Raw genomic sequence first — 14,986 nt, forward strand, 5'->3', positions numbered from 1 at the left:
CAAGTCTATTTCGGCATCGACACGACGTCGCCCCGCGACGCGTTCTCCTCGGCGATCTCGGCCGTTCGCACCGAGATTCGGTGAGAAAGTACAGCCATTGTGAACAATCCGATCGCGACATTGATCAGCGCCGTGAATCCTTCTTGCGCGAAATCGACCAAGGCATTCAGCAGAGTGAACACCAATGCGGCGATACGCAGGGATCGAAGGGGCCACAATCTGCCCTTGCGAAGCCGGAGCACGGCCGGAAATGCGAGCAGGAACGTGATCGCCGACGACGCGAACAGAATTCCGCCGGCAATTCCCATTTCGTCGATATCGATGGTTCTGTCGCGCGTGTCGAGATCGAGTCCACCGAGCGTCAGTTCGACCACCCCGAAGACCACACCGACGAACGACGCAGCCGTCATCGCCCACGCCACCACCGGAACCAGGCGCGGACTCTTCAGGAAGCCAGGGATCAGCCGCGGCGCGAACATGCGAGCGTCGTACAACCGCGAACGCGTCACCGGGGCACCCTCCAGCAACAATCGAAGACCGGCGACGGTCTCGACCTCGGCGCCCTCGGCTTCCGCGCGGTCGACCATGCGCAACGCCCATTCCCGGCGATGATCCGGCAACCCGTGTGCGACGCCCTCCGCCGCGATCGCGGCCGCATTGGCCAGAGTCTCCTCGTGGGAAGGCCGTCGGGAATCCCGCACGATGCGGTTCAGCACGAGGACCACGACGACGAGGACGTACATGATTTCCGACGACGGCCCGTAGAAGTAGTCGTTGTCCTTGGTGACGAACTTGCCGACCTCGTCGAGGAACAGCCCGAATCCGACGCCGCCGAGGACGACGGCCAGCGCCCGGACACCGAACCCGATGAACAGCCACCCGACGAGCAACGCCACCATCATCAGCGCGCCGCCGTACAGCGCGTGTGCGATGTGCAGGGTCTTGCCGCCCACTTGGGGGTAGTGGGTGAGTTCCAGATACAAGCGGGTGACGAGGATCGTCACGATCGCGATGATCATGAATGCTTCGGCGGCGGTGCTGCCGTACGCGTCACGGTGCACGCGCGAGTGCCGAACTCGGACGGTCGTGTGTGCGACGTCGGGGGTCACTGCACAAGTATGGGCGCGATCAGGGGCCGATGAGGGTGGAAAGGCGACGTCGGTGATGCGCGATAGCATCGCGGACATGACGATCGTTTCGCGAACCCGTACTGCGGCCCTGTCCGTCGTGATCGGTGCCCTGCTTCTTGGTGGGTGCACTGCGGAGGATCGATCCGACGCGGATCGGTCGCTCGAGAACGCCGCCGGCTCGGCAAGCAGCATCGCGACGAGTGTCCGGGATCGCGCCGGAAGCGTGTTCGACGAGGCCAAGGTGCAAGCGTTCGTGGTCGCGTTCCGTGCCCAGTTCGGTGGGCTGGCCGAGGGCAGGGACGACACCGCGATCGAGAACCTCCTGTCCAGTACGTGTACGGAGATCGCCGGCGGTACCCCGGAGTCGGACATCGTTGCGCAGTTGGAGGTGGAGGCCGCGAAGGGCGACGCCGTTCCGACGACCGAGCAGGCGCAGCGGATCTACGACCAGGCCGCACTCGCCTGCCCCTGACTCTCGCTTGACAAAACTGTTTGCCGAAACTGCAATATCCTCATGAGCACTTCCGAGGACGACGTCGGTTCGGTCATCGCAGGCGTCGGCCCGCGCCTGCGGAAGGTGCGCAGCGAACGCGGAACAACGCTCTCCGCGCTGGCGGACACCACGGGCATCTCCGTCAGCACACTCTCGCGGCTGGAATCCGGCTCACGCAAACCGAGCCTCGAGCTGCTGTTGCCGATCGCACGGGCCCATCAGATTCCGCTCGACGAGTTGATCAGCCCACCGCCCGTCGAAGACCCTCGCATCAAGAGCACCCCGGTACGCCGCGAGCACGTGACCATTCACCCGCTGACCCGTCGGCCGGGCGGGATGCAGGCGTACAAACTCATCGTGGATCCGGTGCGCACCGAGCCGTCGCCCCGTGTCCACGAGGGGTACGAATGGTTGTACGTTCTCAACGGTCGATTGCGCCTCGTTCTCGGTGAACACGACATCGTCATGAAGCCGGGCGAAGCCGCCGAGTTCGACACCCGGGTACCGCATTGGTTCGGTGCAGTCGACGATCTCCCTGTGGAAATCCTCAGTCTTTTCGGCCCGCAGGGCGAACGGATGCACGTTCGAGCCAAGCCCACCGATTCGTAGCTGTTTCGCTACTTTCCAGTCGGATCCATATGGCAGAGTGAGCGATCCGAGAGCAGACGACGTCGGCTCCGGAACCACCGAAGCACACGAGAGGTACGAGGAACGTTCATGACTGAGAGAAATCCCGAAACAACGGTGTCTCGGGGACCCGCATCGCGCTCGGATGTGGATATCGCGACGGGTGTGCTCGTCGGCCGATGCGGCGTGACCGTCACTGCCGCGGTGAACGACCTGTTCGCCACCGCCCGTGACAACAGGGTGAGCCTGTTCGAGTTGGCGCGGACGGTCATCACGATCGCCGAGGGCCGCGACAGCCACGATTCCGAGTCACGACGGATAGCACTGGCGCGCTGGGGGCACGTGTTGGCGCCGGGCTCAGTTGCGCAGAGCGGGGTCTCCGCGTAGTTCGGGAAAGCGGGCGGTCATGTTGTCGATCTGGCGATACATCTCGTAGAGCTCACGACGCAACGTGGCCGCTTCGCTGTCGAGTTCACGTGCCCGGGTCATGGCCTTGTCCGCGCGCGCTCGAAAAGACCGGGCCTGCGCAACCTCGATGGACGCCGAACACTTCTCGATGTGCTCTGCAAGACTCCTCGCGAAGACGCGGGCCTGCGCAAGATTGACCGCGTAGTTGGCGTCGCGGTGACTCGTCTCCTGCGGGGTGGGATCGATGATCGTGCCTTCTGTTCCGGACGGTGTCGAAAAACAAACTTTACGCCTGCAGTATCTCCGACCGTCGCGCAGTGTGTCAGGAGAACACGATGGCCAGCACAACCGATGCAGACGTCGCCGCGATCGCGACGATCACCAGGGTCGCCAACACACGCTGACGCAGTGGCCTGTCGCTGCGAGTCACGCTTCCGTCCGAGAACTCGTCGTCGACGAAATCGTCGACATCGACGCCCGCCTCGTCGAAGTACACCGTGTCCCTGGGTGGCACCCACTCCTGCCCGCCGGCTGCGATTGCGGTGACCAATCGGTCGAGCCGCGCGCGAGCCCGCTCCGGGTAGTACCGAGACGGGGCATTGATGGGCAGCGATTTCGCCAACTCGAGAGCAGAACGATGACGGGCAGCCAGGGCCTCGAACGCCGACGACGCGGTCGGGTCGTCGTCGGCTTTGTCGGTCAGGAACCACGCCGCCCCAGCGGAAGCACGATCACCCCGCAACAGGTGGGTGTACGCGAGCAGTTCCAGAACGGGCTGGGATGCCGGCGCTGTCCTCAGCGCCTCGTACAGACGCTCCCGAGCGCCGTCGAGGTCACCCGCGGCCAAGGCGCGCTGCGCGCTGTCGATCACGTCCACAGCGAGAAGCGTAACCGTCCGGCAACTCGGTCGGCGCCGTGACCGTGAAGCGGAGCCTGCGGCAACCGGAAACGAAACAAGCCCCCGACCGAGTTTCTCGGTGAAGGCTTGTGAACGCTGTGGTGGCCAGGGCCGGGATCGAACCGGCGACCTTCCGCTTTTCAGGCGGACGCTCGTACCAACTGAGCTACCTGGCCGGGCGGCACCGGTGACAATGCCATCTCGTGAACTACACGCAAGCCGATGCTTTCGCATCGATTTTGCGACCCTGACGGGACTCGAACCCGCGACCTCCGCCGTGACAGGGCGGCGCGCTAACCAACTGCGCCACAGGGCCTTGCTGTGAAACATTCCCGGAGGAACTTCCCGCCGTAGACCTTAGCAGGCTTTGAACCTGCTTCGAACCGCGGCGGCCTGCAAGAGACTGCTGTACTGCCGACCGGTTTGTCAATTCCGATCGTTTCCTGCGTACCCCCTACGGGATTCGAACCCGCGCTACCGCCTTGAAAGGGCGGCGTCCTAGGCCGCTAGACGAAGGGGGCCCGACGGAATGACCCGGGCCCGAATTTCTTCGGTTCCGAACTGCTCCGCCGCTACCCTCAACGGCGTTCCGTTGGGAGCTGGGATAGCTTAGGACACTTTTCGCAGAAAACTCAAACCGGCAGGTCAGACTCGGTTTCTGCGGTGTTTTCGCGCCATCCTTCAGCCTTCCAGCGGTCCAGCCATGCCGGTGACGCCATCGCGTGAAGTACGACTTCGAGCGATTCCTCGAACATCACGCGAAGATCGCGACTGTCGGAGACGAGGTCGGCCATGTACCGCTGGCCGGCAAGAGACGCAGACAGCACTCGGATGAACTTCTCCGGGCCGAACTCGGGGTCGAGGTCCCCCATCTCCTGGGCCTTCCGCGCGAGCTGCACCCCCGCACGGCCCCACACACGGCCTCCGCCGGATTGAATCTCCGCGTAGAACTCGGGCTCGACTATCAGCCGGAACTCGGCACGAACGATCACGTCGTTCTGGAACCCGAGCGCCAGGTCGTCGATGATCCCGCGGATCACCTCGAAGGGGTGCAGCGGCGAATCGAGCCATTTCTCCGTGATGGCGACGTACCGGTCCAGCGCGGCCGTCAGAACGGCACGAGCCAGGTCTTCCTTGGATTGGAAGTGAAAGTACATCGCGCCCTTGGTGGCATTCGAGCCCTCCAGAATGGTGTTCACCGACGCAGCCGCGTACCCGCGGCGTGCAAACTCCGATGCCGCCGCTTCGACTATCGCTGCTCGGGTTCGCCGAGCGCGCTCTTGTTGTGCCATTGCTTCCGTGCCTCCGAACCCGAGCGACCTGCATCTATCAGCAGGCAGTACCGCTAGTCGAGCGTACTTGAACCAGCGCACTCGAGACCGACCACTCGCTCGGAAAAAGTGCTGGAAACAGTAATCCGGACAAATCTCCGAGCTGTCTTCAAACAATCCGAGTGGTACGATCAAGCCGGCTCGAGTGCGCTGCAGGGGGTGCGCACTCGAGCCGTTTCTTTGTCGCGGGCCGCGCTATTGGAGCTCTACACCGAGCAATTCCGAACGGCTTTACATATAGCCCGCCGGTGTCAATCCACGATTTCGACGCACGGCGAAATCGAGAACTCCGCCACAAAAGCGTCACAATTGTGTGAAGCGCCTCTTCCGATGGACTCGAAATGCAGCACTCCGGCCGGCCACGGGTCCGACACACTTCTACCGTGCCGACGGTCGACCGAGCCCGGCCGGTCACGAATCCCCTGCCACGCAGACATTCTGGACCGCTCGACCACACCGACGGCGTCGAAACAATCGAACACCCCGGGATTCGTTGCCAGTTCGATTCATTCGCACGTCTCGACGCCGATATCGCTGTGGCCGTGCAAGTCTCAGAAGGGGTTCGTATAACGGTTTCGCCTCCGAAAGCGCCGGAAGCACTCGCCCACCCGAACTCGCCCTTACTGTGGCCCACAACACATCGTGGTCAACGACGACAACGAATTCGGGGCACGCATGACTCTTCGAACCATCCTCCGCCGATCGGCAGCAACAGTCTTCAGCGTCGCGCTGCTGACCACCGCCACCTGGACGGCGAACGCCGACCCTATGTCCGATTTCATCGATCCAGCCCAGGACCCGACACTGGCCGCGGCAACACCACTGGGCGAGCCGTGGTTCGATCCACCACCAGGATTCGAAAGCTACTCTCCCGGCGCGGTTCTCAACACCAGAACAGTCACCGTCGGCCCGTTGCTCACCCCTGTCCAATCGACACAGATCCTCTTCCGAACAACGGATTCGAAGGATAGGCCGGTCGCCGGAGCTACCACCGTCATCGTGCCGACAGCACCCTGGGCGGGGCCGGGACCCCGACCCGTCGTCGCCTACAACATGGCAATCGACTCACTCGGCCAGACATGCGCGCCGTCCTGGACACTGCCCCGCGGCATCGCACCGGAAATCGCTGCGGTACAACTCTTCCTGGCCAAGAACTACGCCGTCGTCGTCACCGATCACCAAGGCCCGCGCCAGGCGTACGCCGCCGGACGCATGGCGGGGCACGCCGTCCTCGATGCCCTACGCGCCATGGTGAATCTGCCGTCACTCGGCCTGCCTGCCGAATCACCGATCGCCATCACCGGGTACTCCGGAGGCGCCATCGCATCCGGATGGGCGGCCCAACTCGCACCGGTGTACGCACCCGACGTCAACATCGTCGGAACGGCATTCGGCGGCGCCCCCATCGACTACCGCATCCTCCTCGGGTCGATGAACGGCAACAACGCCGCATCGACCCTGTTCCTGTCGGCCGCGATGGGCGTGGCACGTGAATATCCCGAGATGTTCCAACTGATGAACGCCAACGGGCTGCGACTCGCCCAGATCGCCAAGGACATGTGCGTGTACCTGCTCGCGCCCGGCGGCCTCGTCGCGCCGATTCCTGTCCAGGCTCTCTCCGACGTGCCGAACGTCGACCGAACGCCCATAGCCGAAGAGATCATCCGGCAGACCCGCATGGGTGGCGACCTCACACCGTCGGCGCCGGTCTTCATCTATCAGGGACAGCACGAGTTCTGGATTCCCAAACAAGGCGCCGAAACCCTGTACGACGAATGGTGCGCGGGCGGCGCCCAGGTTCGACTGGAGGAATACGTCGGCGAACACATGATCGTCGCCGTCTCCGGGCTCCCAGGCTCCCATCAGTGGATCGACGACAGGCTCGCCGGGATACCGGCACCCGACGGATGCAGCAGTTTCGGTCGGTGACCGAACCCTCCCGGTGTTCTTTTCGAGAGCGCGCCAGGGGGCGTGGCGAAGTGCCGGGGCGGACCCACTACACTTTCGATCCGCGCCCCTATAGCTCAGTTGGTAGAGCTACGGACTTTTAATCCAAAGTCCGTCGATTAGGTTCTGCGCCTTGCGTTTCCGCTGCTAGCTCGGCCGGAACCACGCCGTCCTTCAACCACTCGAACGGCACATTTGTAGCCATCGCCCACACGCGGAGCGTTGCTGTCGGGACGCGGACGTGGCCGTTCATGTAGCGGCCGGCGGTCTCGCGCGTGATGCCCAAGTAGTCCGCCATTTCCGTGACCGCCATGCCGGACACGCGGAGCGATTTCCGGAGCCGGTCGGCGAGGTCGAACACTGGGATCTGAAGTCGCGGCGTGCTCGGTGCGCTCATCGGTGACTCTCCTTCATCACTTGCGTTGATCGTGCTTTCAAGATCAATCCTCGCACAACCTTATGACTGCCGCAAGACGGCTCTACGTCACAACGTTATGAAACCCCGCAGACACGCCGGGCGCACAATGTTTTGACACGCTTGTAATTCACTGCCACGATCACATTGTGACGATCACAGAGAAGCTGATTCCGACGCGTGAAGCTGCGGACCGTCTCGGCGTGACTCCCTCGGGGATTTCGCGGATGGTCGCACGTGGTGAGCTGAAACCGGCGCATAGAGGGACGGGCGTTCGCGGTCCGTTCCTGTTCGACCCTCGCAAGGTCGAGAAGATCGCGGCGAAGCGCACGGCGTCCGAACAGTGAAGGCGCACAACGAAAAGAGTCCGCGGGCTGTTGGCGCAGCCGGCGGACTGAACTCCACCCCTGATGAAAGAGAAGAGGGCACCAGTATGTCCGAAGGATTGACGATCGACAAGAGGGACGCCGGCGCGGCCGAACTCGACGAGCATTTCGCGACCGTTCCGCGCGACGACGCGGCCGGCCTCGACGTCGACAACGGCGGCGGGATCGACTGGGTGATCGTCGGCTCGGTCGTGGTGAACGCGTTCCTGCTGTGCGTGTGCGGGATGCTCGGCTACCAGCTCGTGCGCTGGGTGTCGGTGGTCGCATGAGCGCGCGCACAGACGAGCAACGTTGGGAGACGTTCGGCGATCTGACCGCGCGGATGCGCGAGCGGTTCGAGGCGGACCTACTCGACGCGTGCGAGGTCGTCGGGGTCTGCGTCGACGAGAAGATCGTCGCCGAAGCGGTCGACGAGACGTTCGACGCGATACGCGACTGCGGACTCGAGGTCGACGACGACGGCGACCCGGACGGCGACTACGACCGGGCGCGCGACGCTGAGGTCGGGCTGTGAAGGCAGCGGGCACGCGGGTGTCCTTCAAGTTCGATATGCCCTCGCGCGTCGAGCAAGGATCCGGCGTCGTCTCGCCGGACGGCGACGAGGGATTCCTCGTGCTCGACGACGTGCGCCTCGACTCGGGCAAGTCCGCGGCGCGGATCTGGATTCCGCTGCACAAGCTCCGGCTGTTGTGGGCCGACGAGCTGCCGGCCGGATCCGGACACGATCGGATCCGCGGCTTCAAGGTCTCGCGGGAGACGGTGCTGCTCATGGGCGACGTCGTGCTCGACGCCGACCGGATCGCGTGGGCCATGTACTCCGACAAGCTGCTGCGCTCGGCCAGCTTCAACCACGACCACGCGCTGACGCTCGACCAGCTCGTCGACGCGCGCGGACCGATCACCTTTCACGGACACGACGACGACGAGGCGGGCAACTGATGGACGCACGAGAAGAACGAGCGTGGGACGCGTTCGCGGCCGACGTCGCGACGTGGGTCGACCGGGCCGGCGAGCATCTGTCGGCGATCGCGCACCGGCACGGCGTCGGCGCGACGCGACACGAACTCGAGGCCATGCTCGAGGCTGTCGCCGGCACGATCGAGGCCGGCCACGCGATCGAGCCGGGTCCGGACACGGCGACCGTCGCCGACGTCCGCGACGGGTTCGCGGAAATGGCGGCGCGGATCCGCGCCGGCGAGTTCGCCGGCGACGCTTCACCTGCTGCGGCGGAGCTGTCCGGCGTCGAACAGTGGCGGCGCGCCGCGGCGGACACCGCGGCCGACGCCTACCTCGACGGAATGGCGGCCGGCGCTCGGATCGACGGATTCGCCGCGTCGATGCGGAAGGCGGCCGGTCTGTGAGCGCGTCTCTGATGCAGTCCGCCGGCGTGCCGTGCGACAAGTGCGGCCGGTCCGTGCTCGTCGCGCGGAAAACGGCGTCGTCGACGATCGTACTCGAGCCGGCGGTCGGTGCCGGCGGGAACTATGCGGTCGACCGCGGCCGCGACGGTGTGCTGCGCACGGGCGGGCTGACCGTCCACCAGGCGCGGATGCGCGTCGCTGCCGGGTTTCAGGTGTTCGTCGAACACAAGACGCATTGCGCGGGTCGGCGATGAGCGCCGGGCGGACGTCCGCGGATCTGTCACGTGACCTGTCCGCGGACGTGTCACGGGAGACGTTCGACGCCGGCGAGCTGGTCAACATTCGCGCGGCGGCCGGCGGGCGGGTCGAGGTCACTCTCGCCGTGCCGGCTGGCGTCGCGGCCGATATGACGCTGGGCCACTGGTACGAGCCGGTTTCGACCGACGTCGTGGACGCGGAGGTTTACGGCTGGCAGGACGACGGGTCGCTGCTGCTGGATCCGGTCGAGGCGGCCGCGGTGCGCGAGGTGCTTCAGTCTGTGCGCGCGGAAAGCGCCGGCAAACTGCGCCGCATTTCGGCCGCGCTCGGGGTGATCGTCGAATGAGCGTCAAGATCAAACCAGGCTCGGACGAGTGGCTGCGCACCATGTCGCCGTCCAAGGCCGCGGCCGTGCTCGGGCTGTCGCGTTGGGAATCGCCGCGGTCGCTGTGGCACCGGATGCGCGGCGAGCTGCCGCCGGAGGATCCGAAGGACGAATTTCGCGTCGGCCATGCCTACGAGCTGGCGCTCGCGGAGCTGTGGCGATCGGCTAACGCCGGCTGGCGGCTCTCGCGCGGCGAAGTGCAGTTCGACGGATCCGACCGGTTCGGGTTTCCGCTGATTGCCACGATCGACGGCCGGGCCTCGCGCGGCCGTGCTCGCCGCGTCGTCGAGAAGAAAACGGCGCGCTCGCTCGAAGAGTGGGGCGATTTCTTTACCGACGACGGGCCGGCGGACTACGTAACGCAGGTCATCGTGCAGATGGGCGTCTCGGGCTACACGCGCGAGCCGGCCGATCTGGTCGTCATGGGTCCGTTCTTTCAGTGGCACACGTACCGGGTGCGGTTCGACGCGGACCTGTTCGACGGCATTGTCGACCAGCTGCGGGACTTTCACCGATCGCTGTCGGATCCGGACGCCGGGCCGGAACTCGACGATCACGTGGCGACTTACGACGCGGTGCGGGCGCTTCACCCTCGAATCGACGGGTCGACGGTGCAGCTCGACGAGGCGCTGGCGCTCGACTACCTCGACGCGGTGCTCGACCACCGGGAGACGGACAAGCGGCTGCGCGGGCTGAAAACGCGGGTGCTCGACGTGATGGGCGACGCCGCGGAGGCGTTGCTGACTCGCGAGGAGCAGGACGGAAAACAGACATACAAGATCGCCGGCCGCGGGCCGGGTCCGCACGACTCGATCCGGCTCAATCCGGCGGGCAAAAAGGTTATGGAGGCTCTGAGCGCATGAGTAACGAACTGGCACTACGTAATCCGGTAACGGAGCTGGCGATCGAGCCGGAGCAGCTCGGTTTCAGTGACGCGCAACGTTCGGCGGTGCTGCGGCTCGCCGGCGTCGAGGACGCGCCGGACGAGGAAGTGCAGCTGTTTTTCCACCAGTCGAAGCGGACCGGGCTGGATCCGTTCTCGAAGCAGATTTACATGATCGCGCGAGCGAAGCGGAAGCAGGTAAACGGCGACTGGGTGGACGACGGCTTCACCTACACGATCCAGACGGGCATCGACGGCTATCGCGTGCTCGGGCACCGGATCGCACGCCAGCGCGGCGACGTGCTCGAGGTCGGCGAGGCACTGTGGCGTAGCCGTAACTCGGGCTGGGACGACGCGTGGTTCGACACCGAACCGCCGGCCGCGGCGAAGGTGGCGATCACGGTAAACGGGAATCGGTACGTCGCGGTCGCGATGTACGCAGAATACGTCCAACTGACAGGATACGGGCAGCGTCAACGCCCTAACTCGATGTGGGCGAAGATGCCGGCGAACCAGCTCGCGAAGTGCGCGGAGGCGGCCGCGTGGCGTCTGGCGTATCCGAACGACTTCGCCGGGATGGTGCTCGAGGACGCCGCGCAGGATATCGGCGCGATGGACCGCGTGCAGGAGACGAACGAGAAGCGTCGCGAGCGCGGCGGCCGCGGACTCGCCGGCGTCCGGGCCGCGGTGCGCCGGCCGAAGGAGACACCGCACGAGGTCGTCGACGCGGAGACGGTGCCGGATCCGGAGCCGGCGGCCGCCGGGCCTTCACCTGCTGCCGCGGAGCCGGTCGCCGCAACGGAGCGCGATCGGAACAAGCTCCGGAAGGCGCTCGACACGGCCGGGATCCTCGACGACGAGGAGCGGCGCACGTTCCTGTCCGCGCGCGTCGGGCGCGAGCTGTCCGCGCTGACCGACCTCACTCGCGACGATATCGCCGGCGTCGTCCGATTCCTCGAGGAATCCGCGCCGGCGGCGGAATCGGCCGGCAAGTGACGGCCGACTCGGCGCTGTCGCTCTACGAGCGCGCAGTCGACGCGGCGTTCGGGCGCGAGGACGAGCAAGGTCTCGCGGTCTGCCAGCGTGCAGCATTCCGGCCGGAGCCGGGCCGGCGGACCTTGTGGGACGGGTCCGCGCCGTACGAGACGTGGCGCGATATGCGCGTGCGCCAGTCCGCGGCCGCTGAGTTGTGCATGGTCTGCCCTGCCCTCGCCGCGTGCCGGGCATGGCTCGCCGATATGGACGAGCGCGGGTTGCTCGTCGACGGCGTGGTCGCGGGCGATGCGCGCATGTGGCGGCGGAGCTACTGATCGCGTGACACAGCTTCATCTGTTCGACCAATGCGTCGGCGGCGGCGACGAGCTGCCGCCGGCGCGTTGGTGCTTCGTCTGTGAGAAGCGCCAGCGGCCGCCGGCCGGGATCTGCGGGCCGGCGTGCATACCAACCAACCAAGGAAACGAAACACTATGAACAGCAACGTAATTGACGGGCGAACGCCGATCGTCGTCGACGCGTTCGCCGGTCCGGGAGGGTGGGACGAGGGCGCGCGTATAGCGGGCTATACCGGCCAGCTCGTCGGACTCGACACCGATCCGGACGCGTGCGCGACCGCGGAAGCTGCCGGCCACCGGCGGATCCGGGCCGACGTCGCCGCGTTCGATCTGACCTACTTCGAGCAGTACCTCGTCGACGTGCTGATCCTGTCGCCGCCGTGCCAGGCGTGGAGCAGCGCCGGCGGCAAGCTCGGCGAGTACGACCGGGTGCAGTGCCACACGCTCGCCGATCGCATGGCGGCCGGCGACGACTCGACCGATTTCTACGCGTGGGCCGACGATCGCTCGCCGCTGGTGTGCCAGCCGGTCCGCTGGGTGCGCGAGCTGCGGCCGCGCGTCGTCGTCCTCGAGGAAGTGCCGGAAGTCGCGTCCCTGTTCGAGCACTTCGCGCGGATCTTCCGGAGCTGGGGTTACTCGGTGACCGTGAAGCAGCTCGCGGCGGAGGCGCACGGCGTCGCGCAGACGCGCCGGCGGGTAATCCTGATCGGCCGGCGCGACGGCGTGCCGGCGACCGCTCCGGAGCCGACGCGCGCGCAGTGGCCGGAGCCTGTCGAGCTGGATCTGTTCGGGTCAATACTCGACGCGCCGCGGACTATGGCGGACGCGCTCGGCTGGACCGGCGGCGCTTCACCTGCCGGATACGAGCCGGGGAACGTGTCGATGCTCGCGGCCGGCGTCACGGGCCAGTCGCGGCCGCGCGATCCGTACGGCGCTCCGGCGGCGACGATCACGGGCAAGGGCACCGCGGTATGGAAACAGTCGCTCGGCGACGGTGCCTCGGTGACGCGACGCGTCTCGGTGGCCGAAGCGGGCGCGCTTCAATCTTTCCGCGCTGACTACCCGTGGTCGGGATCCGTAACCAAGCAATTCGAGCAAGTCGGGAATGCCGTTCCGCCGTTGCTCGCGGCCGCAATTCTGGGCCCGCTATTGACCGCGCCGGCCGGCCTCGTCGGTGCCGGCGCGACCGCTGGGAGGTACTGACGATGCAAAAGGTTTGGCTGTCGACGACGTACTACATGGATCCGGCCGTCGAGAACTTGTCGGGCAACGCTGAGCGGTTGATGACGCGGGCGATTGCCTACTGCGGCAACGCGGAAACCGGCGGCAAAATCACGCGAAAAGCGCTCGGAAACCTCGGCGTACCGGCGAGTAGATCGCGAGTAGCCGAACTCTGCGCGGCTCGGATTCTCGTCGAAACCGACGACCCGAACGTGCTCGAATTTCGGACGTGGGGCGAGTGGCAAGAGTCCGGCGACGCGCTGGCCAGGCGAAAGAAGGCCGATCGCGAACGTAAGGCGCGTGAGCGTGAAAGAAAAAAGCGCCAGGAGGAGGAGGGGTCGTCACGGGACATGTCACGTGACGTCCGCTCTACAGAGAAGAGAAGAGAAGAGAATATACCTACTTACGTAGGTAGTTCGTCTCACGTAAGCAACGCGGGCGAGCCGGATTCGCGGCCGTCGCCGGGCGCGGTCGGTTGGGAGGATCCGACGACGGGCCAGGTTCACATCGAGCCGGCCAGCGACCCGGTGCTCGACGTCGATGTGAACGTGGCTCGCGGGCCGGCGATCGACGCGACGCCGTGGAAGCTGATTCGCGAGGCGATTCCGGTCGAGCATCCGCAAGCGGTCCGGACGGCGCTCGCGCTCGAAGTGAAAATGTTGCTCGCCGGCGGGACGTCGCACGAGGACGTGAAGTCCGCGCTCGGGCTGTGGATGCAGAAACCGGGCCTCGGGCCGCGCACGCTGCCCTCGCTCGTGTCGGAAGTGATTCGCGGCCGCTCGGCTCCGGCTCGGACGGCGGCGGCTCGGCCGTCGACGACGGACGCGCGGGTGCAGGCGGTGCAGGAGGCGAAGGCGGCGGAGCGCACGAACGGCCGGCGGAGCATCTTCGCGCTCGGTAGCAACGCACCGGCGGAGCTGGCGCAGTGACGCGGGATGACGTGTGGGATCTGCTGACCGGGATCGCCGCATTCGACCAGCGCACGGTCGGGCAGGCTGACGTCGACGTGTGGTTCGCGACGGTCCGCGACCTGCCGATCGAGGACGCGGCGGAGGCCGTGGTGCTTCACCACAAAACCTCGCCGGATCGGATCAAGCCGTTTCACGTCGTCGACGGCGCGCGGCGTTTGGCGAACGACCGGGTAATGCGGCTCGACGCGGCCGGCCGTGCAGCTCGCGAGGATTCGCGCGATCGCCGGCTCCGGCTCGTCGGGCCGGACGAGCAACTGGGCGCGCTGCCGATCGCGGCGGACGGCGACCCGGTGCCGGGCGCGTACGACGTGAACGGCGCGGTCGACCGGCCGTGTCCGACGTGCGGGGCGGAGGAAATGTCGCCGTGCGTGAACGTGCGCAACGGCGAGCCTCGGCGGATGCCGTGCCTCGAGCGGATCACGGGCAAGGCTCGGCTGTGAGCGCGCCGGAACGCAAGCGGTGCAAGGACTGCGATCCGGACTCTCGCCGGCCGGCGAGGTATCCGGGTCCGCGGTGCGCGACGCACGATCGGGAGAAGCGCAAGGCGTCGAAGGAGCGGGCGCACGCGCGACACGTCGAACGCACCTACGGGATCACGGGCGAGCTGTATTGGGCGCTCTACCAGGCGCAAGGCGGCCGCTGCTTCATCTGCCAGCGGGCGACGGGCAAGGCGAAGCGGCTACCGGTCGACCACGATCACGGCACGGGCGAGGTCCGCGGGTTGCTCTGCGGTCCGTGCAATCGCGACGTGCTCGGGCATCTGAGACACGACGTCGCCGCGCTGATTCGCGCGATCGTCTATCTCTGCGACCCACCGGCACGCGCCGTCCTCGGAGGCGGCCGCAATGCCGGCCAGATCGACGCAGGAGCGACGAACGGGGCCGCCGGCGGGTGAGTGCCCGGCGACGCGTTGGCGCCATGCTCACAATCGCGCACAGAGC

The 14,986-nt window shown here is 66.3% G+C and carries 23 protein-coding genes and 3 tRNA genes; 18 read left to right on the forward strand and 8 right to left on the reverse strand.

What is annotated here, in order from left to right; genetic code table 11:
* Positions 1-5: 5 nt before the first annotated feature.
* Complete coding sequence (locus CH292_RS27090; RefSeq protein WP_094656244.1) at positions 6-1,109, reverse strand: hypothetical protein; 1,104 nt, start codon at positions 1,107-1,109, stop codon at positions 6-8.
* Positions 1,110-1,185: 76 nt separating this feature from the next.
* Here CH292_RS27090 and CH292_RS27095 point away from each other — a divergent pair, with 76 nt between their 5' ends.
* From CH292_RS27095 to CH292_RS27105, 3 genes are all read left to right on the forward strand, one after another.
* Positions 1,186-1,602, forward strand: a complete 417-nt coding sequence (locus tag CH292_RS27095) for a hypothetical protein (RefSeq protein WP_230595947.1) — start codon at positions 1,186-1,188, stop codon at positions 1,600-1,602.
* Positions 1,603-1,644: 42 nt separating this feature from the next.
* Positions 1,645-2,232 (forward strand): helix-turn-helix domain-containing protein, encoded by a 588-nt coding sequence (locus tag CH292_RS27100; RefSeq protein WP_020111539.1) that lies wholly within the window; start codon positions 1,645-1,647, stop codon positions 2,230-2,232.
* A gap of 108 nt (positions 2,233-2,340) precedes the next feature.
* The gene (locus CH292_RS27105) at positions 2,341-2,637 is read left to right on the forward strand and encodes an ANTAR domain-containing protein (RefSeq protein WP_230594378.1); all 297 of its coding nucleotides are present in this window, start codon (positions 2,341-2,343) and stop codon (positions 2,635-2,637) included.
* Here CH292_RS27105 and CH292_RS29520 read toward each other — a convergent pair.
* The 6 genes from CH292_RS29520 to CH292_RS27130 all read right to left on the reverse strand — a co-directional run bounded on the left by CH292_RS29520 (position 2,608) and on the right by CH292_RS27130 (position 4,848).
* The gene (locus CH292_RS29520; protein WP_019667336.1) at positions 2,608-2,739 is read right to left on the reverse strand and encodes a hypothetical protein; all 132 of its coding nucleotides are present in this window, start codon (positions 2,737-2,739) and stop codon (positions 2,608-2,610) included. The genes CH292_RS27105 and CH292_RS29520 overlap by 30 nt on opposite strands.
* A 241-nt stretch (positions 2,740-2,980) precedes the next feature.
* Positions 2,981-3,535: a DUF6584 family protein gene (locus tag CH292_RS27110; protein ID WP_094656245.1), complete on the reverse strand. Its 555-nt coding sequence runs from the start codon at positions 3,533-3,535 to the stop codon at positions 2,981-2,983.
* A 120-nt stretch (positions 3,536-3,655) separates the two neighbouring features.
* Positions 3,656-3,732 (reverse strand) — tRNA-Phe (locus tag CH292_RS27115).
* A gap of 66 nt (positions 3,733-3,798) precedes the next feature.
* Positions 3,799-3,872: transfer RNA gene (locus CH292_RS27120), tRNA-Asp, on the reverse strand.
* A gap of 132 nt (positions 3,873-4,004) precedes the next feature.
* A tRNA-Glu gene (locus CH292_RS27125) sits at positions 4,005-4,077 on the reverse strand.
* Positions 4,078-4,188: 111 nt separating this feature from the next.
* On the reverse strand, positions 4,189-4,848 hold the full coding sequence (locus CH292_RS27130; RefSeq protein ID WP_019667338.1) for a TetR/AcrR family transcriptional regulator: 660 nt from the start codon (positions 4,846-4,848) through the stop codon (positions 4,189-4,191).
* 681 nt (positions 4,849-5,529) lie between these two features.
* Here CH292_RS27130 and CH292_RS27140 point away from each other — a divergent pair.
* Positions 5,530-6,816, forward strand: coding sequence for a lipase family protein (locus CH292_RS27140; RefSeq protein ID WP_094627341.1), 1,287 nt, complete (start codon positions 5,530-5,532; stop codon positions 6,814-6,816).
* 118 nt (positions 6,817-6,934) lie between these two features.
* Here CH292_RS27140 and CH292_RS27145 read toward each other — a convergent pair whose 3' ends face one another.
* Positions 6,935-7,231 carry a helix-turn-helix transcriptional regulator gene (locus tag CH292_RS27145; protein WP_256978600.1) on the reverse strand — a complete coding sequence of 99 codons (297 nt, stop codon included), beginning with the start codon at positions 7,229-7,231 and terminating at the stop codon, positions 6,935-6,937.
* A 167-nt stretch (positions 7,232-7,398) separates the two neighbouring features.
* Between CH292_RS27145 and CH292_RS27150 the strand changes: the two genes are divergently transcribed.
* The 14 genes from CH292_RS27150 to CH292_RS27215 all read left to right on the forward strand — a co-directional run bounded on the left by CH292_RS27150 (position 7,399) and on the right by CH292_RS27215 (position 14,940).
* The gene (locus CH292_RS27150) at positions 7,399-7,596 is read left to right on the forward strand and encodes a helix-turn-helix domain-containing protein (protein ID WP_094656246.1); all 198 of its coding nucleotides are present in this window, start codon (positions 7,399-7,401) and stop codon (positions 7,594-7,596) included.
* 86 nt (positions 7,597-7,682) lie between these two features.
* The gene (locus CH292_RS27155) at positions 7,683-7,904 is read left to right on the forward strand and encodes a hypothetical protein (RefSeq protein ID WP_143545819.1); all 222 of its coding nucleotides are present in this window, start codon (positions 7,683-7,685) and stop codon (positions 7,902-7,904) included.
* Positions 7,901-8,149 carry a hypothetical protein gene (locus tag CH292_RS27160; protein WP_094656248.1) on the forward strand — a complete coding sequence of 83 codons (249 nt, stop codon included), beginning with the start codon at positions 7,901-7,903 and terminating at the stop codon, positions 8,147-8,149. Before CH292_RS27155 ends, CH292_RS27160 begins: the two co-directional genes overlap by 4 nt.
* A complete protein-coding gene (locus tag CH292_RS27165; protein ID WP_094656249.1) occupies positions 8,146-8,574 on the forward strand; it encodes a hypothetical protein in 429 nt (142 codons plus the stop codon). The genes CH292_RS27160 and CH292_RS27165 overlap by 4 nt, the downstream gene beginning before the upstream one ends.
* On the forward strand, positions 8,574-8,996 hold the full coding sequence (locus CH292_RS27170; RefSeq protein WP_094656250.1) for a hypothetical protein: 423 nt from the start codon (positions 8,574-8,576) through the stop codon (positions 8,994-8,996). The genes CH292_RS27165 and CH292_RS27170 overlap by 1 nt, the downstream gene beginning before the upstream one ends.
* Positions 8,993-9,250, forward strand: coding sequence for a hypothetical protein (locus CH292_RS27175; protein WP_094656251.1), 258 nt, complete (start codon positions 8,993-8,995; stop codon positions 9,248-9,250). Before CH292_RS27170 ends, CH292_RS27175 begins: the two co-directional genes overlap by 4 nt.
* Positions 9,247-9,600, forward strand: coding sequence for a hypothetical protein (locus tag CH292_RS27180; RefSeq protein ID WP_094656252.1), 354 nt, complete (start codon positions 9,247-9,249; stop codon positions 9,598-9,600). Before CH292_RS27175 ends, CH292_RS27180 begins: the two co-directional genes overlap by 4 nt.
* On the forward strand, positions 9,597-10,502 hold the full coding sequence (locus CH292_RS27185; protein ID WP_094656253.1) for a YqaJ viral recombinase family protein: 906 nt from the start codon (positions 9,597-9,599) through the stop codon (positions 10,500-10,502). The genes CH292_RS27180 and CH292_RS27185 overlap by 4 nt, the downstream gene beginning before the upstream one ends.
* Entirely contained in the window at positions 10,499-11,518 is a 1,020-nt protein-coding gene (bet, locus tag CH292_RS27190) for a phage recombination protein Bet (RefSeq protein WP_094656254.1), read from the forward strand. The genes CH292_RS27185 and bet overlap by 4 nt, the downstream gene beginning before the upstream one ends.
* Positions 11,515-11,832: a hypothetical protein gene (locus tag CH292_RS27195; protein ID WP_094656255.1), complete on the forward strand. Its 318-nt coding sequence runs from the start codon at positions 11,515-11,517 to the stop codon at positions 11,830-11,832. Before bet ends, CH292_RS27195 begins: the two co-directional genes overlap by 4 nt.
* A gap of 156 nt (positions 11,833-11,988) precedes the next feature.
* A complete protein-coding gene (locus CH292_RS27200; RefSeq protein ID WP_094656256.1) occupies positions 11,989-13,056 on the forward strand; it encodes a DNA cytosine methyltransferase in 1,068 nt (355 codons plus the stop codon).
* Positions 13,057-13,058: 2 nt separating this feature from the next.
* Positions 13,059-14,003 (forward strand): hypothetical protein, encoded by a 945-nt coding sequence (locus CH292_RS27205; protein WP_094656257.1) that lies wholly within the window; start codon positions 13,059-13,061, stop codon positions 14,001-14,003.
* Positions 14,000-14,485: a hypothetical protein gene (locus tag CH292_RS27210; RefSeq protein ID WP_094656258.1), complete on the forward strand. Its 486-nt coding sequence runs from the start codon at positions 14,000-14,002 to the stop codon at positions 14,483-14,485. The genes CH292_RS27205 and CH292_RS27210 overlap by 4 nt, the downstream gene beginning before the upstream one ends.
* The gene (locus tag CH292_RS27215) at positions 14,482-14,940 is read left to right on the forward strand and encodes an endonuclease VII domain-containing protein (RefSeq protein WP_094656259.1); all 459 of its coding nucleotides are present in this window, start codon (positions 14,482-14,484) and stop codon (positions 14,938-14,940) included. Before CH292_RS27210 ends, CH292_RS27215 begins: the two co-directional genes overlap by 4 nt.
* Positions 14,941-14,986: the final 46 nt, after the last annotated feature.

Source organism: Rhodococcus sp. 14-2470-1a (assembly GCF_002259425.1).
GTDB classification, from domain to species: Bacteria; Actinomycetota; Actinomycetes; order Mycobacteriales; family Mycobacteriaceae; genus Rhodococcoides; species Rhodococcoides fascians_E.